At 71.6% G+C, this 20,423-nt stretch carries 17 protein-coding genes and 1 pseudogene; 13 read left to right on the top strand and 5 right to left on the bottom strand.

The window, feature by feature from the left end:
• Window positions 1-81 precede the first annotated feature (81 nt).
• Window positions 82-531 carry a DUF4267 domain-containing protein gene (locus tag WME98_RS05530; protein WP_437950316.1) on the top strand — a complete coding sequence of 150 codons (450 nt, stop codon included), beginning with the start codon at window positions 82-84 and terminating at the stop codon, window positions 529-531.
• 97 nt (window positions 532-628) lie between these two features.
• On the opposite strand, the gene WME98_RS05525 is transcribed toward WME98_RS05530, so the two are convergent.
• Together WME98_RS05525 and WME98_RS05520 are read right to left on the bottom strand one after the other, a co-directional pair.
• Entirely contained in the window at window positions 629-1,906 is a 1,278-nt protein-coding gene (locus WME98_RS05525) for a hypothetical protein (protein WP_437950315.1), read from the bottom strand.
• Window positions 1,907-2,124: 218 nt separating this feature from the next.
• A pseudogene (locus WME98_RS05520) lies at window positions 2,125-2,264 on the bottom strand (IS5/IS1182 family transposase); the annotation flags it as partial.
• 85 nt (window positions 2,265-2,349) lie between these two features.
• Between WME98_RS05520 and WME98_RS05515 the strand changes: the two are divergent.
• Entirely contained in the window at window positions 2,350-2,529 is a 180-nt protein-coding gene (locus WME98_RS05515) for an FAD-dependent oxidoreductase (protein WP_437950314.1), read from the top strand.
• Window positions 2,530-2,821: 292 nt separating this feature from the next.
• Window positions 2,822-4,222: a mercuric reductase gene (locus WME98_RS05510; protein ID WP_437950313.1), complete on the top strand. Its 1,401-nt coding sequence runs from the start codon at window positions 2,822-2,824 to the stop codon at window positions 4,220-4,222.
• Window positions 4,223-4,303: 81 nt separating this feature from the next.
• On the opposite strand, the gene WME98_RS05505 is transcribed toward WME98_RS05510, so the two are convergent.
• Window positions 4,304-6,790, bottom strand: a complete 2,487-nt coding sequence (locus WME98_RS05505) for a membrane dipeptidase (protein WP_437950312.1) — start codon at window positions 6,788-6,790, stop codon at window positions 4,304-4,306.
• A gap of 188 nt (window positions 6,791-6,978) precedes the next feature.
• Here WME98_RS05505 and WME98_RS05500 point away from each other — a divergent pair, with 188 nt between their 5' ends.
• The 3 genes from WME98_RS05500 (at window position 6,979) to WME98_RS05490 (ending at window position 10,728) form a co-directional block, all read left to right on the top strand.
• Window positions 6,979-8,040, top strand: a complete 1,062-nt coding sequence (locus tag WME98_RS05500; protein WP_437950311.1) for an AraC family transcriptional regulator ligand-binding domain-containing protein — start codon at window positions 6,979-6,981, stop codon at window positions 8,038-8,040.
• A 77-nt stretch (window positions 8,041-8,117) separates the two neighbouring features.
• Window positions 8,118-9,737 (top strand): ABC-F family ATP-binding cassette domain-containing protein, encoded by a 1,620-nt coding sequence (locus WME98_RS05495; RefSeq protein ID WP_437950310.1) that lies wholly within the window; start codon window positions 8,118-8,120, stop codon window positions 9,735-9,737.
• Between the two features lie 121 nt (window positions 9,738-9,858).
• Window positions 9,859-10,728, top strand: a complete 870-nt coding sequence (locus tag WME98_RS05490) for a phytanoyl-CoA dioxygenase family protein (protein ID WP_437950309.1) — start codon at window positions 9,859-9,861, stop codon at window positions 10,726-10,728.
• Window positions 10,729-10,755: 27 nt separating this feature from the next.
• On the opposite strand, the gene WME98_RS05485 is transcribed toward WME98_RS05490, so the two are convergent.
• Complete coding sequence (locus WME98_RS05485; RefSeq protein ID WP_437950308.1) at window positions 10,756-11,679, bottom strand: hypothetical protein; 924 nt, start codon at window positions 11,677-11,679, stop codon at window positions 10,756-10,758.
• A 142-nt stretch (window positions 11,680-11,821) separates the two neighbouring features.
• On the opposite strand from WME98_RS05485, the gene WME98_RS05480 reads away from it, so the two are divergent.
• The 3 genes from WME98_RS05480 (at window position 11,822) to WME98_RS05470 (ending at window position 17,231) form a co-directional block, all read left to right on the top strand.
• Window positions 11,822-15,616, top strand: a complete 3,795-nt coding sequence (locus tag WME98_RS05480; protein ID WP_437950307.1) for an RHS repeat-associated core domain-containing protein — start codon at window positions 11,822-11,824, stop codon at window positions 15,614-15,616.
• 7 nt (window positions 15,617-15,623) lie between these two features.
• Entirely contained in the window at window positions 15,624-16,244 is a 621-nt protein-coding gene (locus tag WME98_RS05475; protein WP_437950306.1) for a hypothetical protein, read from the top strand.
• A 327-nt stretch (window positions 16,245-16,571) separates the two neighbouring features.
• The gene (locus WME98_RS05470; protein WP_437950305.1) at window positions 16,572-17,231 is read left to right on the top strand and encodes a hypothetical protein; all 660 of its coding nucleotides are present in this window, start codon (window positions 16,572-16,574) and stop codon (window positions 17,229-17,231) included.
• Between the two features lie 81 nt (window positions 17,232-17,312).
• Here WME98_RS05470 and WME98_RS05465 read toward each other — a convergent pair whose 3' ends face one another.
• Window positions 17,313-18,110: a type VI secretion system contractile sheath domain-containing protein gene (locus tag WME98_RS05465; RefSeq protein ID WP_437950304.1), complete on the bottom strand. Its 798-nt coding sequence runs from the start codon at window positions 18,108-18,110 to the stop codon at window positions 17,313-17,315.
• 158 nt (window positions 18,111-18,268) lie between these two features.
• Between WME98_RS05465 and WME98_RS05460 the strand changes: the two genes are divergently transcribed.
• The 4 genes from WME98_RS05460 to WME98_RS05445 all read left to right on the top strand — a co-directional run bounded on the left by WME98_RS05460 (window position 18,269) and on the right by WME98_RS05445 (window position 20,357).
• Window positions 18,269-18,565 (top strand): hypothetical protein, encoded by a 297-nt coding sequence (locus WME98_RS05460; RefSeq protein ID WP_437950303.1) that lies wholly within the window; start codon window positions 18,269-18,271, stop codon window positions 18,563-18,565.
• A complete protein-coding gene (locus WME98_RS05455; RefSeq protein WP_437950302.1) occupies window positions 18,562-19,170 on the top strand; it encodes a hypothetical protein in 609 nt (202 codons plus the stop codon). The genes WME98_RS05460 and WME98_RS05455 overlap by 4 nt, the downstream gene beginning before the upstream one ends.
• Window positions 19,171-19,246: 76 nt before the next feature.
• Window positions 19,247-19,687, top strand: a complete 441-nt coding sequence (locus tag WME98_RS05450; protein WP_061623727.1) for a hypothetical protein — start codon at window positions 19,247-19,249, stop codon at window positions 19,685-19,687.
• A gap of 106 nt (window positions 19,688-19,793) precedes the next feature.
• Window positions 19,794-20,357 carry a hypothetical protein gene (locus WME98_RS05445; RefSeq protein WP_437950300.1) on the top strand — a complete coding sequence of 188 codons (564 nt, stop codon included), beginning with the start codon at window positions 19,794-19,796 and terminating at the stop codon, window positions 20,355-20,357.
• The last annotated feature ends 66 nt before the right edge of the window (window positions 20,358-20,423 follow it).

Genomic DNA, 20,423 nt, shown 5'->3' with positions numbered 1-20,423 from the left:
CGGCGACAATCCCCAAGTTCTCTCGCATCGAACGGCTCGCGCACCGCAGGGGTGGCGATGCCGTATCGGAGGAGGCGGATCGTGAAGCGTGAACCTTTGGAGCAATCGTCGTCCTGGAAGCCCACCTCGCCGTCGTTCATCCTCGGCGCGCTGGGCGGCGCGTTCATGCTGTTCCTCGCGGTGAACGGCTTCGCCCAGCCGGTGGCGGCGGCTCAGGGCTTCGGCCTCCCGCTCCTCGACGTCGGAGACGCCGTGTTTCTCCACATCAAGGCGGGCCGCGATCTGGGGATCGGCCTCATGTTCGTGGGTCTGCTCGCGCTGCGGATGCGCACGGCGCTCGGCGTCGTCACCCTCGCCTCCAGCGTGATGCCGCTCGTCGACTGCCTGGTGACGAGCACGAGCGGTCGTTGCAGCGTCCCCTACGCGCTGATGGTCCACGGCTCCGCGGCCGTCTACTGCCTGGTCGCCGCCGTGGTCATGCTGTGGACGCCGCGCCCCGCGCTGGAGCCGCACGCGGCGCTGGAGCGCTGACCGGCGCGGCGGGCAGCTGCCGCGGCGCCGCTCGCTACGCGCCGCGAGCCCTCGTCCTGATGACTCTTGATGGTGTTTACCTGCGAGCGTTTATCAATCATTGCATCGGCGCAGGCGCAGGCGCAGGCGCCGCGTCCGGTGCGGGCGCAGGCGCAGGCGCCGTGTCCGGTGCGGGCGCAGGCGCAGGCGCCGCGTCCGGTGCGGGCGCAGGCGCAGGCCCGGGGGCCGGCGTGGGCGCAGGCGTCGGCGCGGGCTCCGGGGCAGGCGAGGGCGCAGGCGTCGGCGCGGGCTCCGCCTTGGCTGGCACCGGCTTGCAGGGCACGCAGGGCGGCAGCCCTGGCACCTTCGAGCCCACGGCATAGGAGAGCGTGAGCAGGATGTTGTTCTGCACCTGCCAGGCGTCGACGAGCTGCGGCTGGCGCACGACATGGAGCTGGTAGTCGAGAGACGCCCACTCCACGAGCTTGAAGGTGAGCCCCCCGACGATGTCGACGTTCATGAGGTCCAGCGCGCCGCGCTCATCGCCTGCGTCCAGATCCGAGTACACGATCGGCAAGAGGGCGGCGATGCCCGCCTTGTACGTGATCTGCTTGTCACGGAGCGCGCCAGAGGCCTCGATGACAGCCTCGGCGCCGAGCTGGCTATAGCTCGAGAGCTCGCTCACCTCGACCTCGGGCGTCCCGTCGTCGTCCCCCAGGGCGAGCACGCCCGACGCAATCACCTCCTGCGCGCCAGCGCCGGCGCGCGCCTCGACAAGGATGGGCTCCCGATTGACGGGCTGGACGAAGACGCCGAGCGACTGCTTGAGCGTCACTGGCTGGAACGGATCGCTCAGGTGAAGGCGCGTCCCGGTGATCGCCTCGCTCGTCCCGTCCGCGCGCGCGATCGCATAGGTCGTCGGCGCCGAGCGCGGGTCGCTGCCAGGGAACATCTGCGTATCGAGAGCGAAGCGACCGAACGGCCCGAACCAGGGCACGACGTGGTAGAGGTAAATCGCCTCGAAGGCGAGCGCGTCGCGCGTCTTGACCCAGGCATCCACGGCCGGCGTGCGCGTCACGCCAGCGCCGGCCCCGAGCGTCATGCGGAGCTCATGGGCGGCCTGATTGAAGTCGAGGGAGCCCTCGAGGACGAAGCCTGCGGATATGCCTGTCCCGTCTGACTGCCCGACGACGCTTTGATTGTTGGCCAGGTTGAACGTGCCGCCGAGGAGCAGCCCCGGTGACCAGCCGTCCACGCGCCCCGGATCGGTCGCGGGCGCATCGACGTACGTGGTCTCCACGGAGGGGGCCGACTGCGCAGCGGCCCCGCGAGCGAGGAGACCGGCCACGGCGCACGCTGATACCACAAGCCCGAAGCGTTCTGGAGAGAATTTCATGGGATATCCTCGGCGATTGTGCTGAATCAGGTACAAACGCGGGGTCTATAGCACACAACGCGTCCGACGAGGGTCCAACGTAGAGATCACTCACAAGAGGTCGGCGCCGTCGAGCAAACGGCTGGGTTTCGCGCGAGCTCGCCTCGCCCGAGCCTTCCATCACGAACGACGCTGCTTGGAGGAGTCGACGCAGGCGCGCGACCGGTCGATCGCTTCAGGATCCCGGTGCGCAGAACGAACACGATGTCCGTCGACGCGGCGCGGTCGGGCGTCCTCGAGCGGCCTCGTCGCGATCGGCGTCGCGGCTGGGAAGCAGAGGTTGGATCTCTGCGCGCAACCCGTCGTCGATCAGCGACATCCAGAGCCGGATCCTCCGCTCCGAGCAGGCAAGGTCAGCAGTCACCGCGACCTTCGAATGGCACGGCGGATGCGAACGACGGGGCATGTCGATCCCCGTGCTGATCGTAGGCGCCGGGCCCACCGGAATGACGGCCGCTCTGGAGCTCTCGCGTCTGGGTATCCCGGTGCGCCTGATCGAGAGGGGGCCTGCTCCGCCTCCGGTGCGGCTCCGCCGCCCGAGCGGTCCCGGGCCATCGGCGTCCAGGCCCGGACGCTGGAGCTGATGGAAATGCGGGGGTTGTCGGAAGCGATGCTGCGGATCGGCCATCCAACCGCCGGGGTCAGCACCTGCGGCGGCGGAGAGCGCCTCTTTCACCTCGACTTCAGCCACATCGACAGCCGGTATCATTACCTCGTCTTTATCTCGCAGATGGCCGTCGGCCAGGCACCTCGACGCCTATTGCCGGCGGTGGCTCATCGCGCGGCAGGAGGCCCGAGCTCCCCAGCGGTCGGCGTCCGCGACGACCTCGCCGCGGCCCGGTCAGCTTCAATGACCCCGAAAGCCAGGAGGGCCCCATGTCTCCCGAACCGTTCGACATCCTCATTCTCGGCAGCGGCGCCGGCGGAAAGCACGTGGCCTGGGACATGGCCCCCGCGGGGAGCCGTACGGCCGTCGTGGAGCGGGAGCGCCGCATGATCGGCGGCGCGTGCCCCACCACCAATTGCCTCCCGAGCAAGAATGAGATCTGGAGCGCCAAGGTCGCCGACCTGGTCCGCCACGCGGCCGCGTACGGCACGATCACCGGCCCCTTCGAGGTCGATATGGCGCGCGTGCGGCAGCGCAAGCGCACCATGGTCGAGGCGCAGATCGCCCGCCATCTGGCGCTCTTCCGCGCGAGCGGCGTCGACCTGATCATCGGCGCGGGGCGGTTCGTCGCGCCGAAGACCCTCGAGGTGCGGTGCGACGGCGAGACACGCGTGCTGAGGGGCGACCGCGTGTTCCTCGACCTGGGGACACACGCCACGATCCCGGACGTCCCTGGCCTCTCGGCCGCGGGACCGCTCACGCACGTCGAGGCGCTGGAGCTCGACAGGCTCCCCGAGCACCTCATCGTGCTCGGCGGGGGCTACGTCGGGCTCGAGTTCGCGCAGGCGTACCGTCGCTTCGGGAGCCGCGTCACCATCATCAGCCGCGGGCCGCAGCTCGCCCCCCGTGAGGACCCCGACGTCGCCGGGGCGCTCCGCCAGATCTTCGAGGGCGAGGGGATCGATGTGCTGCTGTCGGCCCAGCTGCTGCAGGTGCAGGGCCGGTCCGGCGACCATGTCAGCCTGCGCGCGCGCACGCCGGGCGGCGAGCAGACCATCGAAGGGAGCGATCTCCTGGTCGCGGCGGGGCGCGCGCCCAACACGGCCGGGATTGGCCTCGAGAGCGCCGGAGTCGAGCTCGACGCTCGAGGTTACATCAAGGTCAACGAGAGGCTGGAGACCACCGCGCCCTCTGTCTGGGCGATGGGCGAGTGCGCCGGCAGCCCCCAGTTCACCCACGCCGCCATCGACGACTTTCACGTCGTCCGCGACAACCAGGCCGGGGGCCACCGGACCACGCGCGACAGGCTCATCCCCTTCTGCATGTTCACCGACCCGCAGCTCGCCCGTGTCGGCCTGAACGAGCGCGAGGCAAAGAGCCGTGGGGTCGAGGCGCGCGTCGCCACGCTGCCGATGAGCGATGTGCTGCGGGCAGCGACGACCGGCGACACGCAGGGCTTCATGAAGGCCCTCGTCGACGCGCGGAGCGACCGCATCCTCGGCTTCGCCATGCTCGGCGTGGAGGCCGGGGAGGTGGTCGCCGTGGTGCAGACCGCGATGTTGGCCGGTATGCCCTACACAGGGCTGCGAGACGCCATCCTGGCGCACCCGACGATGTCCGAGGGCCTCGGCTCGCTGTTCGCAAAGGTGCCGACCAGGTCCACGCGCTAGGCTCTTCCCCCGGAGATGTCAGCTCGTCCGGTCGCCGGGCCGCGTCTGTTCTACGGTGAGCTCAAGGGGGCGCTCCTAGGGTCAGCGGCAGAAGAGGAACCTGCAGTTTCCGGACTGGCACTGGTTGTCCTTCGTGCACGCCGCGCCTCGGCCGCGCTTGTTCACGCACTCGCCCTCGTTGGTGCCCCAGCCGCAGAACTGGTTCGCGCCGCAGTGCGCGTCGTTCCGGCAGAGGCAGGTCTGGGTGAGGTCGCCGCAGCGGTTGCTCGGGCACTCCTCGTTCACCCGGCACCCCTGGCCGATGGCCTTCGATCCGGGCGTGTAGCACCAGCCGGTGCCGGCGATGAACCCGCCGCAGCGGCCGGACGCGCACTGGCCGTCGCGCGTGCAGACCGCGTGATCGCCCTTGTCCGGCACGCACTCGTTGTCGCCCCCGATCCCCGGCGTCTTGAGCGCGCAGTAAGCGACGCTGTCGTCGCAGTCGGCGTCGTCGTTGCAGACGCAGCGGCCCGGGATCGCGTTGCAGGCGACGGCGGTGCACTGGCCGCTCTCGCACTCCTCGTTGAACCGGCAGCTGCCCCCGAGCTCCTGGAAGCCAGGGCAATAGGCGGCGCCGCACTTCGTGGGGTAGGCGAGCTCGCGCTCCTCGGCCGTCGCGAGGGGCGCGACGCCGCTCTCGTCCATGTCAGTGGCGGGGTCGGCCATGCCGGCGCGCGGGCCCGCCGCGCGCTCCCACATGCGGAGGAAGGACTCGGTCGAGGAACGCAGGCCCGTCGTGTCCACGCCGAGGCGTTCCAGGTCGGCCACGAGATCGGGCAGCATCCCCTCGTGGGCGAGGCCCTTCTCGTCGAACTCCGTCCCCAGGGGGCCGGGCCCCTGCTCGCGCTGCTCCCAGGCCTGGCAATCGGCCTCCGCCTGGAACGCCGCCGAACAGGCGCCGTCCTCGCCGAAGCGCGGCCGTGTCTGCTGGATGAAGCCGTTGAGATCGGCCCCGAACGCCATCGGCACCTTGAGGCCGAGCCGCCCGTAGTCGTAGGCCTGGGCGAAGGAGCGCGAAGATCCCTGGCAGCTGTTCTCGACCGAGCTCCTGGTGTACTGCTTTGTCTCGTCGTGCGCGGTGCGCAGGCCGAAGATGCCGCCGGTCTGCCGGAGCATCCGGATCACCCGCGCCGGCGTGGACTTCTCGGTCTCTGCCACCTTGGGGCCCATGATCTCCCGGAAGTGACCGTGGGAGATGTACATCGGGTAATAGTCGCGCGCCCGCGCCAGGTCGAAGACGCGGTCGACGCCCCGCTCGGACATGTGGGCGACGTCGATCAGCATGCCTCGGTCCATCATCTCGCCGACGAGCTGCTCGCCGAGCGGCGTGAGCCCGCGCATGTTGTTGCAGCTCGCGTCGACGTCCATGCCCAGGGTGACCCCCGCGAGGGTGGCGCCGCAGTCGGTGTCGATGAAGCAAGTCTCGGTGTACTGCGCGAACTGGAAGATCGGGTTGTGCAGCGCCGCCCCGGAGAAGGCGTTGTCGACCTGGTGCACCGGCTGGAGCGTCCGGACCCCCAAGGCGTGGTATTTGTCGAGCTGCGCGCGCATCCTGGCCGCGTCGACGTCGCGGCCGAACAGGTGGCTGGCCTCGATGGACAGGACCACCGCCAGCTTGCCCGCCCCGACGATCTGCCGGGCGTGCGCCGGCGAGAGCGCGATCTCCATCCAGCCGGCGTTCCGCGCGGCCAAGGCGTGGGTCATCTGGAGCTGGAGGTCGACGTCGGCCATCTCGTCACAGGCCCGCTCGCGGTTCTGCTCCGGCAGGATCGAGCACAGCCAGTCGTAGCTCACCGCCGACATGACGATGAGGCTCAGCCCGCGATCGTGGGCTGAGCGCAGCCAGCTCACGTGACCTTGCTGGTGAGCGATGGTGTCCCAGCGCGGCCAGCCCTCGGAGGAGCGCTTCCGCTGGAGGTGCAGCCCGGTGTCGCCCTGCGTCCCTTCGGTCTTGCCTATCGCCTCCGAGCCGAGGACGCCGCCCCCGATGCCGAGCAGCGCCGACAGCGCGCCGTTGCTGGCGAAGTCCAGCATCGTCGACTGAGGGCAGCTGTCCAGCAGGCCGCTGAGGTCCTGTCGAACGCGGGCATGGTCGCTCTCGGGCATGCCGCCGTCGCAGTCGTCCAGGGCGCCGGGGCCGTCGTGCTTGCCGTGCAGCCATCCGCCGCCGAACGCCGCCTCGGACATCATGTGGAAATGCAGATCCGCGAACCCGCTCACCGGGGATGCGCCGGACGCAGCCGGCGCGGCGAGCGGGGCCCACGCGGCGGGGTCGGCCGCCGCCGCCGTCTCGGCGGAGAGGTCGCTCCGCGCGGCGAGGGTGAGCTCGCTCATCGCGTCTTGCCCGCTGTCCGACGGCAGGATCGCGGCGTCACACGCGCACGCCAGCAGCGCGGCGGCGGCCAGCGCCGCGGTCGCGAACGGGCTCGCGCGGCGCCGGCGAGGCGCCGCGCCGGGGAGGCCGGGGAGGCGGGGGAGGCCAGGGAGGATGGATGGGCCAAGGGGTGAGAGGTGGTCGAGGCTGGTCATCGCTGTTGCGGCCGGAGGGGTTCGAGTGAGCTTGTCCCCGGCTCGCGCGGGCAAGCAGAATAGCCACGCTGTCATCGATCGGACGCCGCGACCGATTTACATTTCGCGACACGCTCTCATAATGCGACATCGTGCCAGCCCAAGGTTCGGCGTCCGGTTCGGCGTCCACGGAGTTCCTGCGCGTCCTGATGACGGCCGCAGCAAAGGACGGGATCGAGGTCGACGACGTGCGGCGCGCGATGGCGGTCTCCGGCGATCTTCTGGAGAAGCGGGGCGCCCGGGTCCCCATCGCCCTGGTCCGCCGTGCCTGGAGCGGGCTGACGGATCGGGCGGGAGACCCTCTCCTGAGCTTGCGCGCCGCCCGCATGCTCCCGCCGGGCAGCCTGGACATCCTGGACTACCTCGCGCAGACGAGCACGACCGGGGCCGAGGCGTTCGAGCAGCTCACGCGGTACCTCCCGCTGCTCGCGGACGCCGGGCGCGTCTGGACCGAGGTCGATCGGCGCACCTTCCGGTTCCGCCACGCCGCGCCCGGCGGCCTGCCCTCGCTGGCGGAGCTGCTGCTCGGGCTGATCGTCGAGCGCGCCCGGACGATGTTCGGGCCGGCGTTCGCGCCGCGCCTCATCCGCTTCGCGCACGCGCCCTCGTCCACGGCGAGCGCGTACGAGGAGGTCCTGGGCGCCCCGGTCCAGTTCGGCGGCGGCTTCGACGAGCTCGTCTTCGATCGCGACATCGTCCGGGCGCCGGTCGCGAGCCGCGACCCGGCGCTCCGGGGCATCCTCGTGGCGCAGGCGGAGGAGGCGCTCTCCCGCGTGCACCTCGACCTCCGGGCCGCATCCTCGCTCGATCGCGACTTCGTGCCGGCGTTCCGGCACGCCCTCGCGCTGGCGCTCGATGCGGGCGACCCCAGCCTGGTGCGCATCGGCGAGAGCTTCGGGATGAGCGCGCGGACGTTGCAGCGGCGGCTGGCCGCCGTGGGCGTCAGCCACCGCGAGCTCTTGCAGGAGCTGCGGCTCTCGCGGGCGCGGCAGGCGCTGGGCGGCGCCCAGCTCAAGGCGGTGTCCCACGAGCTCGGCTACTCCAGCCCCAGCGCCTTCCACCGCGCGTTCAAGCGGTGGACGGGGGTGACCCCCGGCGCCGCGACCACGGCGGACGCCGGCGCGCCGCCCCGGGCCAGGCGGCGGGGCCACGCGCCGCCGGGGGCGGGGGAGCCGCCGGCGCGGCTCTCGGCCGCGCGGCGCTCGGCGTGACCGGCCGGCGCGGGCGCGCCGCCGCCTGAATTCACCGGAAGCGCCGGCGCCCACGTGCTATCCCCCGCGCCGCTGAGATGATCACGCTCGAAAAGCTCACCAAGCGGTACGGTCCAAAAATTCTCTTCGAGAACGTGTCGATGCGCTTCGACCCCGGCAAGCGCTACGTGCTCGTCGGCGCGAACGGCGCGGGGAAATCGACGCTCCTCAAGGTCATCTCCGGCGAGGAGGAGTCGGATCAGGGCACCGTCGAGATCCCGAGGCAGCTCCGGGTCGGCGTGCTCAAGCAGGACCATTTCGCCTACGAGTCCAGCCGCATCATCGACACGGTCCTGATGGGGAACCGGGCCCTGTGGGACGCGATGCAAGAGCGCGATCGGCTGTACGAGGTCGAGATGACCGACGAGGTCGGCATGCGGCTGGCCGAGCTCGAGGGCACGATCGGCGAGGAGGACGGCTACACCGCCGAGGCGCGGGCCGCCGAGATCCTCGAGGGGCTCGGGATCGCGACCGCGCGGCACACGAGCACGGTGAGCACGCTCGCGGGCGGGTACAAGCTCCGCGTCCTCATCGCCCAGACGCTCTTCGCGGGCGCCGACGTCCTGCTCCTCGACGAGCCGACGAACCACCTCGATCTCGACTCGATCCGCTGGCTCGAGGCGTACCTCACCGACACCTTCCGCGGCACGCTGCTCGTCGTCAGCCACGACCGGCATTTCATGAACGCGATCGCGACGCACGTCGCCGACGTCGACTACCAGACGGTCACGCTGTACACGGGCGACTACGACGACTTCATCGAGCAGAAGACGACGGGCAAGCGCCAGTCGGACGCCGACGCCGCGCAGAAGAAGAAGAAGATCGCCGAGCTCAAGGACTTCGTGGCCCGCTTCGGCGCGAGCGCGAGCCGGTCGAGCCAGGCGCAGTCGCGCGTGAAGGAGATCGAGAAGCTCGAGGCGGGCATCCAGGTGCGCCGCTCGAGCGTCGTGCGGCCGTACATCAAGTTCGAGATCGAGAAGCCGTCCGGCCGCGACGTGCTGCGCGTCGAGGGCCTCGCCAAGAGCTTCGGCGACCTGCGCGTGATCCAGAAGCTCGATTTCAACCTGAACCGGGGCGACAAGCTCGCCGTGATCGGCCCGAGCGGCATCGGCAAGTCGACGCTGCTCAAGCTCCTGGTCGGCGAGCTCACGCCCGACGCCGGGAAGGTCACGTGGGGTCACGACACGAACGTGGGTTACTTCGCGCAGGACCACCACGAGGCGATCGAGCCGGGGTTCACGGCCTACGACTGGCTGTACCGGTTCGATCCGAGCGCGCCCAAGGAGCACGTCCGCTCGGTGCTCGGCAAGCTGCTGTTCAGCGGCGAGGCCGGGCTCAAGAAGACGGAGAACCTCTCCGGCGGCGAGGCGGCGCGCCTGTTCCTCGCGAAGCTCATCCTGGTGAAGAACAACGTCGTGGTGCTCGACGAGCCGACGAACCACCTCGACGTCGAGAGCATCGACGCGCTCCTCCAGGCGCTCATCGAGTACAAGGGGACGGTCATCGTGACGAGCCACGACCGGCACTTCGTGGGCAAGCTCGGCACCCGCGTGCTCGAGCTGTCGTCCCGGGGCCCGCAGCTCTTCAACGGCACGTACGACGAGTACCTCGAGGGGCCGGGGAACCCGAGCGCGTACCAGGGCGCCAAGGCGTCGTAGCCAGGGCGCCGCAGCGCCGCGCCCGGCGGGGGCGCGGCGCCTCCGCGCGGGCCCGATCCCGCGACCCCGGCCGTCCGGGCGCCGGCCTGCGTCCCGCCGGCGCTCTGGTACGGTGCTGGGCATGTTCTCCGCCAGGCCTCCCGGGCTCACCGCCGACGAGCGCGCCCGCTTCGACCGCGACGGCTTCCTGGTCGTCGAGGGCTTCGTGCTCCCGGCGCAGTGCGACGCCCTCAGGGCGCGCGCGGCCGAGCTCGTCGAGGGGTTCGATCCCGCGGAGATCTCCATCTTCTCGACCCGGGATCAGGCGCGCTCGACCGACGCGTATTTCCTCGGCTCCGGCGACCGGATCCGGTTCTTCTTCGAGGAGGAGGCGTTCCTGCCCGACGGCTCGCTGCGGCAGGCGAAGGCCTGCTCGATCAACAAGATCGGCCACGCGCTCCACGATCTCGACCCGGCCTTCGCGCACTTCTCGCGGGCGCCGGCCCTCGCGTCGGTGGTCTCGGACCTCGCGCTCGCGCGCCCGCTGCTCCTGCAATCGATGTACATCTTCAAGAACCCGTTCATCGGCGGCGACGTGGCCTGCCACCAGGACGCGACGTTCCTCTACACGGACCCGCTCAGCGTGATCGGGCTCTGGTTCGCGCTGGAGGACGCGACCGTGCACAACGGCTGCATGTGGGCCCTGCCCGGCGGTCACCGGGGCCCGTTGCGCAGGCGGTTCGTGCGCGACGGCGACGGAACGAGGATGCTCGCGCTGGACGACACCCCGTTCCCGGCGGTCGCGCCGCGCGCTCCCTACGTGCCGATCGAGGCGCCCAAGGGCACGATGGTCCTCCTCCACGGGCTCTTGCCGCACTGGAGCGGCGCCAACCGATCCGAGCGCTCGCGCCACGCCTACGCGCTCCACGTGGTGGACGGCGCGTGCCGCTACCCCGAGGACAACTGGCTGCGCCGCGCGCCCGACCTGCCGGCGCGGGGGTTCGAGGCCTAGCGCCGCGGGCGCGGCGAGCGGGGCGGCTCAGCGCGCCCTGAAGTAGGCCCGGTAATGCGCGACGAGCTGCTGCCAGCGCGCCTCGAGGGCGGGGTCGCTGCGCATCCGGAGCTGCCACGCGGTGTCGGTGGCCTGCCACACGGCCACGTCGCGGAGGCCGTAGCGCGGGTAGATGGCCGCGGCGCTCCGCGGGTGCAGCGAGAGCTCCGCGCACAGCGCGGCGTAGTGCTCCAGCGAGAGGGCGGGCGCGGCGCGGGCCGCGAGGGGCTCGGTCGGCGGTGTTGCCGGCGCGGGGCGCTTCTCCGGGGCCGGGGTGAAGGGCAGGGAGGCGACGAGCGCGGGCAGGTCATGGATCGGCGCGGTGCCGGCCGTGATGGGCTCGGCCGGAGGTGCCGCCGGTGCGGGGCGCTTCTCCGGGGCCGGGGCGAAGGGCAGGGAGGCGGCGAGCGCGGGCAGCTCGGAGAGCGGCGCGGTGCCGGTGAGCGCGGGCGGCGCCGGGAGCCGCGGCGCTGGGCCGGCCGCCGGCGGCGCGGGCGGCGCCGGATCACGCGGCGCGCTGGGCAGGAAGGGCAGGGCGGCGACGAGCGCGGGCATGTCGGGGAGCAGGGCCGTGCCGGAGGGCGCGAGCGGCGCCGAGCGCCGCGGCGCCGGCGCGGCCTTTGGCGGGGCCGGCGCTGGACCGGGCGGCGGGCTCACCGGGGGCGCGCTCGCGGGCGGCGAGGCCGCGAGGATCGCCCGCTGGTGCTCGAGGAAGGCCCGCGTGTAGCGGTTGGTCAGCTCGAAGCTGCCGTGCTCGAGCTCCGCCCCCATCCGCTCGAGCCAGTCGCGTTGCGCGGCCGTCCACTCGCCCACCGTGAGCCCGGCGCGCGCGAGCACCTCGTCGCGGAGCGTTCCGGCCTCCATCTGCGCGCGCATCTCCGCGTAGCGCTCCAGCGAAAGCGCCGTACCCATCGCGTGCATCCTAGCCTGAAGCGTCGCTCCTCTGCTGCGCCGCCTCGAGGCGTTGCGCCGCGCCGCGGGGAAGCGATACGTTCGCGTCGTTTGTCGCCGCGATCTCGCGACCGAATCACCCGCCCGGAGAGCACGCTGAGCCATGTCGACCGCACCGGCGCCTGATGCCTCTGCTCCCCCCGGGATGTGCCCTGGGGTCGCCGTGCTGGGAGGCGGCGGTGGATCCGGTGACGGCGGCGGCGGCGGCAGCGGCGGCGATGGCGGCAGCGGCGGTGGGGGGAGCGGGAGCGGCAAGGGCGGGGGCGGCGATCAGAAGAACGCCCCCTCCGGGGCGGGGAGGCAGCGGTCCGAAGGGGAGCCGGTCGATGTCGTCACCGGGCGGGTCTACACCGTGCCGCGGGCCGATCTGGCGCTGCCCGGCCCACTCCCGTTCTCCTTCGTCCGCCGCTACTCCTCGGCCATGGCCGATCGCGACGTCGGCCTCGGCCACGGCTGGGCGCACAGCCTCGGCTGGCGTGTCGCCGTCGCCCGGCGCGCGATCCGGGTCTGGACCGACGAGGGCATCTCGGTCGACTTCCCGGCGCTGGCCGAGGGCGGCGAGGCGATCGGGCCCTGGGGCTGGCTGCTGCGGCGCGAGCGCGGCGGCTACCGCCTCGACAAGGGCGACGGCCTGCTCCACGCCTTTGCGCTGCCGCTCGCCGGCGAGCGGGAGTGGCTGCTCACGGCGATCGAGGATCGCTCCGGGAACCGGATCGCGATCTCCTACGACGGATCGCGGATCGCGGAGGTGCGGGACAGCGCCGGCCGGCGCGTCCGCTTCGCGCCGAGCCCCGAGGGGCGGATCGCCTCCATCAGCGTCTACAACGCCGCCTCCCAGGGGCGCTGGGTCCGCTTCGCGCGGTACGAGCACGACGACCTCGGTCGCCTCGTCGCCGCGGCCGACGCCGAGGGCTTCACCTCGCGTTATGCGTACGACGAGCGCAACCTGCTCACGGAGCACACCGATCGCGCCGGGCTCACGTTCCACTACCGCTACGACGCCGAGCGGCGCTGCGTCGAGACCTGGGGCGATCGCGACGGCGGGCCGGATCCCGGCCTCGCCGACGGGCTGCCGCCGCTGCTCGCCGACGGCGCGACGCGCGCGAGGGGCATCTATCACTGCCGCTTCGCCTACCTTCCGGACGGCTACCGCGAGGTCGCCAACTCCCGGCAGGTGAAGCGCTTCTTCGGCAACCGGCACGGCCTGCTCGACCTCGAGGTGGACGGCGGGCACGCCGTGTCGGCGACCTACGACGACGCCGGGCACCTGCTCTCGGAGACGGATCAGCTCCAGGCCACCACGCGCTACGAGCGCGACGCGCGGGGCCGGCTGCTCTCGCAGACCGATCCGCTCGGCCGCGCCGTGCGCTACGAGCGCGACGCGCGGGGCGACGTCGTGCGCGTGATCGATCCCGCGGGGCTCGCGACGGCGATCGAGCGCGACGCCTCCGGCCTGCCGGTGCGGACGACGGATCCGACCGGCGCGGTGCGGCGCTTCGCGTACGACGCGCGCGGCCAGATGATCGAGGCCGAGGACGCGACCGGCCGCGTCGTGCGCATCGGGTACGACGCCCACGGCAACGTGGTCTCGCTCCTTGATCGGCGCGGCGGGAGGTGGCAGTGGACCTACGATTTCTTCGGCCGGACGCTGTCGATGACCGATCCGACGGGCGCGGTGAGCCGCTTCGACTATTCGCCGCGCGGGGATCTCGTGGCGACCGCGGATCCGGCGGGCGCCGCGGCGCGGTATGCTCACGATGGGGAGGGCCGGCTCGTCTCGGTCGCCGACCGCGCGGGGCGCACGTCGCGCGTCGCGTGGTGCGGGTATCACTGGCTTCACGAGGTGACGGACGCGACCGGCCGGACCGCGCGGATGCGCTACGGGCGCGAGGGGGAGGTGCTGGAGGTCGAGAACGCGCGCGGCGAGAGGCACGTGTTCGAGTACGACGCCGCCCTGCGCCGGGTGAAGGAGCGCACCTTCGACGGGCGCGTGCTGCGCTACCGCCACGATCCGGCCGGGCAGCAGACGCGGGTCGAGCCGGGGATCGGCGCGCCGATCGGCTTCGTCTACGATCTCGCCGGGCAGCTCGTGGCCCGCGAGGTCGAGGGCAAGCGCGAGGTGTACGCGTACGACGTGCGCGGCTTCCTCGAGTCGGTGGCGGGGCCGGACGGCACGGTCGCGTTCGAGCGCGACGCCATGGGGCGCATCGTGCGCGAGACGCAGGAGGGCCCGGGCGGCCCCGCGTTCACGGTCGAGGTGGAGCACGACGCCGAGGGGCGCGCGATCGGGCGAAGGACGTCGCTCGGCCACACGCTGTCGTGGGAGCCGTCGCCGGACGGCCGCGCCGCCCGGGTGACGCTCGACGGCCGGCAGGTGGTGCGCCGGCATTTTGATCCGGTCGGCCGGGAGATCGCGCGCGTGCTGCCGGGTGGCGGGGAGGTGCACAGCGCCTTCGACGTCGCCGGGCGCCTCTCGCGCCGCGTCGTGCGCCGTGCCGCGACGGACCCGGCGATCGGCGCCGGCGATCCCGGCTGGGTGGGCGCGCGCCCGGCGGGGACGGTCGTGGACGCGCGTTACAGCCATGATCCGACGGGGCGCCTCGAGGCCGTCGAGGATCTCACCCGCGGCCGCACCGCGTACCGCCGCGATCCGGCCGGGCGGCTGCTGGAGGTCATCGCGGAGGCGGGCCTGTCCGAGGTCTTCGCCTTCGATGCGACCGGGAATCTGGTGGATGCGGGCCCGCTGGCGCCGGCGCGCGAGCACGGGCCCGGCGACCGGCTGATCCGGAGAGGGGACGTGGCGTATCGCTACGACGCGCTGGGCCGGCTGGTGGAGAAGCGCGAGGCGGGAGCGCGGATCACGCGCTACGCGTGGGACGGGCGCGGGCTGCTGCGCCGGGTGGAGACGCCGGACGGGCGTCGGGTGGAGTTCTCGTACGACGCCTTCGCGCGGCGGATCGAGAAGCGCGTCTCGACGCTGGACGGCGCGGGGGCGCGGCTCGTGTCGCGCACGCGGTTCTACTGGGATCGGCACGTGCCGGTGCACGAGGTGCGCACGCGCGAGAGCGAAGCGGTCATCGAGGAGCGGACGTATGTGTTCGACGGCGGGAGCGCGGTCCCGCTCGCCCACTGCGAGACGCGCCGGGTGAGCGGCGACGTGGTGTCGCGCTGGTACCACTACGTGAACGACCCCCTGGGGACGCCGGAGCGGCTGCTGGACGAGCGCGGCGACATCGCCGGGGAGCTGCGGCTGTCGGCGTGGGGCAAGCGGATCGAGGGGGGCGGGGAGGGGGGCGTCACGACGCCGATCCGCTTCCTCGGGCAGTACGCGGACGAGGAGACGGGGCTCGTCTACAACCGGCACCGGTACTACGACCCGGAGGTGGGGAGGTTCATCAGCCCGGATCCGATCGGGCTGGAAGGGGGGGACAATCTTTATGCGAGGGGCGCGGATCCGACGGCGGAGGCCGATGTTTACGGTAAACGCATCGTCCTGCCCGAGCCGATCAGCGATGCCGAGAGGAAGGCGATGCGCGACGCGGCCCGGGCGAGGTTCGAGGCGGATCCAGTGCTCAAGGCGCGGCAGGCGGCGATCAGCACACGAAAGAACGCGATGCTGTGCGAGATGGTTGCCACCGATGCAAAGGGCCTCGGTGGAGGGTTCCCAATGCAGATCCTAGGGCCGGAGCTGGAAGACGAACGCAACGAGCCCCTAGCCTCGTGGGATGACAGCACGGGCAAGCCCAAGAAGTGGCTCGACCACTGGGTGAACAAGGACCCCGGTGGGAGGATAGTCGATTACGATCAAGGGATGGTTTTCGACAATTACCAGCAACACGCGACGGCGATGTTCGAGAACCGCCACGTCAGCTATCATATCGACGTCGATTTTAGGTGAGGAACTGGTGATCTCCCGTCCGCCGCACGTGCACTTGGATGTGCTCTACTACAAGACCACGATGAGCGCCCCCGAAACGCTTCTCCGGCATCTCTGCTCACTGGGCCGTGACGGCGCGGTGGCCGACGAGCCAGTGCCGAGCGAGGGCCGCGTGCTCTGGGCGCGCGGCGACGTCGTGTACTCCCTCCACCTGTTCTTCGTGTGGCTGCGCGGCACCTGGCCGGCCCCTACCTTGGCGGACTTCGCGGCCCTGGAGGCCGCCGAGAACCGCGGTAGCACCACCTTCGCCCAGAGGTTTGCTGCGCTGAAACGTGCCCAGGCCATTGTCTTCTTGACCGACAATCAGGCGTACCGCTTCAAGCGCAACCGGCAGTTCCTCCTGAGGCTCCGCGCCGACCTCATCTCCGCAGGGCGGGACCCCGACACCGTCCCGGTGGTATTCCAGATCAACTGCTATTGCCGGGAAGATGTCCTCAAGACGCCGACATCCGATATCATCCAGGTGCTCACGTGGCCGCGCTGCGATCACGTGGAGGTTTTTCCGCAAGAAATGCGCGGCGCGAAGGAAGCGCTCGACCGCGCCATCACGTTGTACGAAGAGATGAGTGCCGAACATGAAGCCAGGTAATCTCCTCTGCCGGCAGCTCGCCGCCCGCGCGGCCGCCGAGGGCGGCCGCGCGCCGCTCGCCCGAGCCGCTCCGCACGTGGGACGACGCCACCGGCGAGCCGGTGCTCTGGGGCGTCCACTGCGCCAACGAGGAGCCCGGCGGGCGCATCGTCGACTACGCCCATATGCCCACGGGCTCGGCTTCGAGGAGCAGTACGGGCAAGTCCAAGCTGTGGGAAGTACACTGGGTGCGCCAGGACCGCGCTGGGAGGATAGTCGATTCCGATCAAGGGATGGTCTTCGATAATTGTCAGCAGCACGCGACGGCGATGTTCGAGAATCGCCACGATGGCTATCATATTGACGTCGATTTTAGGTGAGGAATTGGTGGCCTCCCGTCCGCCGCACGCGCACTTGGACGTGATCTACTACAAGGCCACGATGAGCGCCCCCGACGCGCATCTCCGGCTCCTTTGCTCACTGGGTCGTGATGGCGTAGTCGCGGACGGCTCAGTGCCGTACGAGGGCCGCGTGCTCTGGCCGCACGGCGACGTCGTGTACTCCCTCCACCTGTTCTTCGTCTGGATGCGCGGTACCTGGCCGGTCCCAACCATCGCGGAATGGGCGGCCGAGGAGGCTGCCGAGGGGCACGGCAGCACCTACTTCGCCCAGCAGCTCGCCGCGCTAAAACGTGCGAATGTCATCGTTTTCGTGACCGACAATCAGACGTACCGCTTCAAACGGAATCGGCTGTTTCTCCTGAGACTCCGCGCGGATCTCGTCTCGGCAGGGCGGGATCCCGATACCGTTCCGGTGTTGTTTCTGATCGACTGTTCTCTTCGAGAAGACATCGAGAAGACGCCGACGCCCGACATCATTCAGGTGCTCACCTGGTCTCGATGCGATCATGTGCAGGTCTTCCCCGAGGAGAAACGCGGTGACAAGGAAGCGCTCGACCGCGCCATCGCGCTGTACGAAGAGGTGAGGGCCGAGCATGAAGCCAAGTAACCTCCTCTGCCGGCAGCTCGCCGCCCGCGCGGCCGCCGAGGGCGGCGTCGCGCAGCTCGCCGCCGTGGCCTGAAACCGGCATCACCCGACGCCAGGCCACTCCTCGAGATCGCCCGGACCGAGCTTCGCGCCGAGCTCTCGCCCCGGGCCGCCCACGGCCCGCGCGAGCGCCTGCTCGTGCAAGTGCCGCTGCTCCTCCGGCAGGCGGGCGCGAAGGCGCGCCTTGACCGTCGCGAGCTCGCTCTCCGGGTACGAGCGCTCGATCAGCGCCACGAGCGACCTCCCGGCGGCGGCGTGGCGCACCTCGTCGCGCAGCAGCGACTCGAAGGCCCGCCGGATCGAGGGCTCCCCGGCGGCGCGCACGTAGGCGCGCAGCGTGATCACCGATGCTTCTTCGACGACCACGAGCTCGCGGGCGGCGATCTCGAGCGCCCTGGCCGCGGGAGGCTCGTCGGTGCGGGGCTGGAGCAGGGCGATTTCCTCGGGCTCCGGGCCGAACTCGAAATTCGCGAGGATCGCTCCATAGGGCTCGTGCCCGCTCCCGATCGCGCGCGCGTAGACGATCGCGTGCAGCCCGCCTTTGTCGGCCTGGCCTGCGGCCTCGAAATCAACCCGCAGGTCCTCCTTGGAACAGTTGAGCAGGTCGATACGGATGTTCTCGTCGAAGAGCGTCCTCTCGACGACGAACCAGAGCCCGCGCCAGGCCCGCTCGAGCCGCTGAAAGCGCGGGTCGTGGAGGATCAAGTCCACCTGCGCCGCGATACGCCGGTCCATGCCCGCGATCACGTCGTCGAGCCTCTCCGGGAGCAGCTGGAGGATCCGATCGTCGTCGATGGGGCGGTGAGGCATCGTGGTCATGGTGAACGAGTAGAGCCGCATCCATCGCGATCCGCAACTCCACGACCCCGACCTCCGACATCGTCCCGGCGCTCACGTGGGCGCGCTGCGATCACCTCGAAGCCTTTCCTGGAGAGGAGCGCTGCACGAAGGGAGCGCTTGACCGCGCCATCGCCCTTTACGAAGAATGAGGGCCGAACATGAAGCCAGGTAACCTCCTTTGCCGGCAGCTCGCCGCCCGCGCGGCCGCCGACGGCGGCGGCGCGCCGCTCGTCCTCGTGGCCTGCGGACCCGACGGCGCGCCCGAGCCGCTCCGCACCTGGGACGACGCCACGGGCGAGCTGGTGTCCTGGGGCGTCCACTGCGTCAACGAGGAGCCCGGCGGGCGCATCATCGACTACGCCCAGGGCCTCGTCTTCGACGACCGGCGGCAGCTCGTCGCCGCGCTGTTCGAGAACGCGCGCGTGCTCGTCGAGCAGGAGGATCTGGACTGGTGAGCACGCCCGCCCAGCCGCACCCGCTCCACGTCGCCTACTACACAGGCCCCACCGGGAGCCCCTACCGGCTCCTCCGGCACCTCGCCGCCCTCGCCCGCTCGGCGTCGATCGAGGCCGGCCCGACCCCGGCGCGGGCCGAGCTGCTCTGGCCGCGCGGCGCCGCCGTGCTCCCGCTGCGCCTCTCGCTGATCGTGACGCGCGGGGTCGCCTGGCACGAGCCCATCGAGGGCCTCGCAGCCGAGAGCGACGAGGTGCGCGGCGAGCTCGACGCCCTGAGGCGCGCGCAGGTCGTCGTGTTCCCGATCGACGGCCGGGCGCGCCGGCTCTCCCTCGGCGTGCACCGCGCGGCCACGCTGCGCGCCGACCTGATCGCGGCGGGACGACAGCCCGAGCAGGTGCCGGTGCTCTTCCAGGTGCACCGCTACGCCGACCCGAACGAGCCGGCGGCGGCGCTCCCGGACATCGCGCGCGCGCTGGCGTGGCCTCGGTGCGACCACGTGGAGGCGTTCCCTCGGGAGAAGCGCGGGGCGAGGGAGGCGCTCGATCGCGCCATCGCCCTGCACGAGGAGCGCCGCGGCGCCTCGGGCCTCGGCGACGCGCGCTGATCGCTCCGTCGACGGAGCTCACCGTGCTCCGTGGTGGATCGACACACCCGCTTCGCATAGGCTCAGCAGCTCGCTCATGGTGCTCGATCTGGAGACGTACGCGCGGGTGATGGCTCGGCTCGCCGAGTCCGGCGGCGCGCGGGCCGAGGTGCTCGCGCGACACGGGGTCGACGAGGCGCGGTGGGACGCCGCCGACGCACACTGGCAGGCGCGCCTCTCCGGCGCTCTGGCCGACGAGGACGAACCGGTCCCGGCGCTGCTCGCCGCGTATTGCGAGGCCTACCAGGCGGCGTCGCGCGCGGCCGCGCCGCCGGTCTCGCTCGAGCAGTTCGCCCGGGTGACATCGCTGCTGCAGTCGACCGGCGACGTGCAGGCCGCGCTCGCCCAGGTGGGCGTGACCCTGGCCGACTACGTGCGCGGGAGCGAGCACTGGAGCCGTCGGATGGCCGAGGACGCCGGCATGGAGAGGCGGTTCCACGCGGCGCTCCGCGGCGAGGCCGGAGGCTCCCCGGAATGAGCGCGTCGACCTCGGCGCCGCTGGCCGCACGGTCGACATGGAGGCCCATGGTCGCTCATCGAGGTCGCCGCGGTCGAGCGCTGCCGCCACGTGGCGTATCGGAGACATGATGGAAGCTCACGACAAAAGCGCCGACGCCGCCGTCAGCGCGACCGTCGCGCTGGAGGAGGCAGCGCCGGCGTCGCGCCTCTCCATCGACGATCTGCTGCCGGATCCCACCTCGCCGGAGCCGGCGCCGCGCCGGGCGGGCGTCGCGCCAGGCGTCGCGCCGGCGGCCGGCACGCGCACGGCGCGCGTGCTCGCCGTGGCCGGCCGCAGCGCGACGATCGTGCTCCGCGGCGCGCCCGCGGCGGTCGAGGCAGAGCTCGCGCCCGAGGTGGATCCCGAGGTGATCGCCGACGCCCTGGACAACGGCGATTCGGTGCTTGTCGAGTGCTGCGAGGGCGAAGCGCCGCTCGTCGTCGCGGCGCTCGCGACGCGCAAGCCCCGCGAGCTCCGGCTGCAGGCGGCCACGGTCCACATCGAGGCCGAGGACGAGGTGCTCCTGCGCTCGGGACACGGCGCGGTCCGCATCCGTCAGGACGGGGACATCGAGGTGATCGGCAGCCGCATCAGCGCCGCCTCCCGCGGGCTGTTCCGCATCGTCGGGCGGATCTTGAGGCTGAATTGAGCCCGCGCCCGCGCCGGCGCGGCCCGCGCCCCGAGGAGATCCCGCTGGCCCCGCGCGAGGAGCGTT

Origin of the sequence: Sorangium sp. So ce296, from assembly GCF_051529605.1 — a bacterium.
GTDB classification, from domain to species: Bacteria; Myxococcota_A; Polyangia; order Polyangiales; family Polyangiaceae; genus Sorangium; species Sorangium cellulosum_D.
This window is presented reverse-complemented; position numbering and strand designations above follow the sequence as displayed.

Excerpts from the sequence above, each read along its gene's own strand:
- WME98_RS05525 (WP_437950315.1), bottom strand. The coding sequence starts at position 1,906 with ATGAAATTCTCTCCAGAACGCTTCGGGCTTGTGGTATCAGCGTGCGCC.
- WME98_RS05515 (WP_437950314.1), top strand. The coding sequence starts at position 2,350 with ATGTCGATCCCCGTGCTGATCGTAGGCGCCGGGCCCACCGGAATGACG.
- WME98_RS05510 (WP_437950313.1), top strand. The coding sequence starts at position 2,822 with ATGTCTCCCGAACCGTTCGACATCCTCATTCTCGGCAGCGGCGCCGGC.
- WME98_RS05505 (WP_437950312.1), bottom strand. The coding sequence starts at position 6,790 with ATGACCAGCCTCGACCACCTCTCACCCCTTGGCCCATCCATCCTCCCT.
- WME98_RS05500 (WP_437950311.1), top strand. The coding sequence starts at position 6,979 with ATGACGGCCGCAGCAAAGGACGGGATCGAGGTCGACGACGTGCGGCGC.
- WME98_RS05495 (WP_437950310.1), top strand. The coding sequence starts at position 8,118 with ATGATCACGCTCGAAAAGCTCACCAAGCGGTACGGTCCAAAAATTCTC.
- WME98_RS05490 (WP_437950309.1), top strand. The coding sequence starts at position 9,859 with ATGTTCTCCGCCAGGCCTCCCGGGCTCACCGCCGACGAGCGCGCCCGC.
- WME98_RS05485 (WP_437950308.1), bottom strand. The coding sequence starts at position 11,679 with ATGGGTACGGCGCTTTCGCTGGAGCGCTACGCGGAGATGCGCGCGCAG.
- WME98_RS05480 (WP_437950307.1), top strand. The coding sequence starts at position 11,822 with ATGTCGACCGCACCGGCGCCTGATGCCTCTGCTCCCCCCGGGATGTGC.
- WME98_RS05470 (WP_437950305.1), top strand. The coding sequence starts at position 16,572 with ATGGCTATCATATTGACGTCGATTTTAGGTGAGGAATTGGTGGCCTCC.
- WME98_RS05465 (WP_437950304.1), bottom strand. The coding sequence starts at position 18,110 with ATGCGGCTCTACTCGTTCACCATGACCACGATGCCTCACCGCCCCATC.
- WME98_RS05460 (WP_437950303.1), top strand. The coding sequence starts at position 18,269 with ATGAAGCCAGGTAACCTCCTTTGCCGGCAGCTCGCCGCCCGCGCGGCC.
- WME98_RS05450 (WP_061623727.1), top strand. The coding sequence starts at position 19,247 with ATGGTGCTCGATCTGGAGACGTACGCGCGGGTGATGGCTCGGCTCGCC.
- WME98_RS05445 (WP_437950300.1), top strand. The coding sequence starts at position 19,794 with ATGATGGAAGCTCACGACAAAAGCGCCGACGCCGCCGTCAGCGCGACC.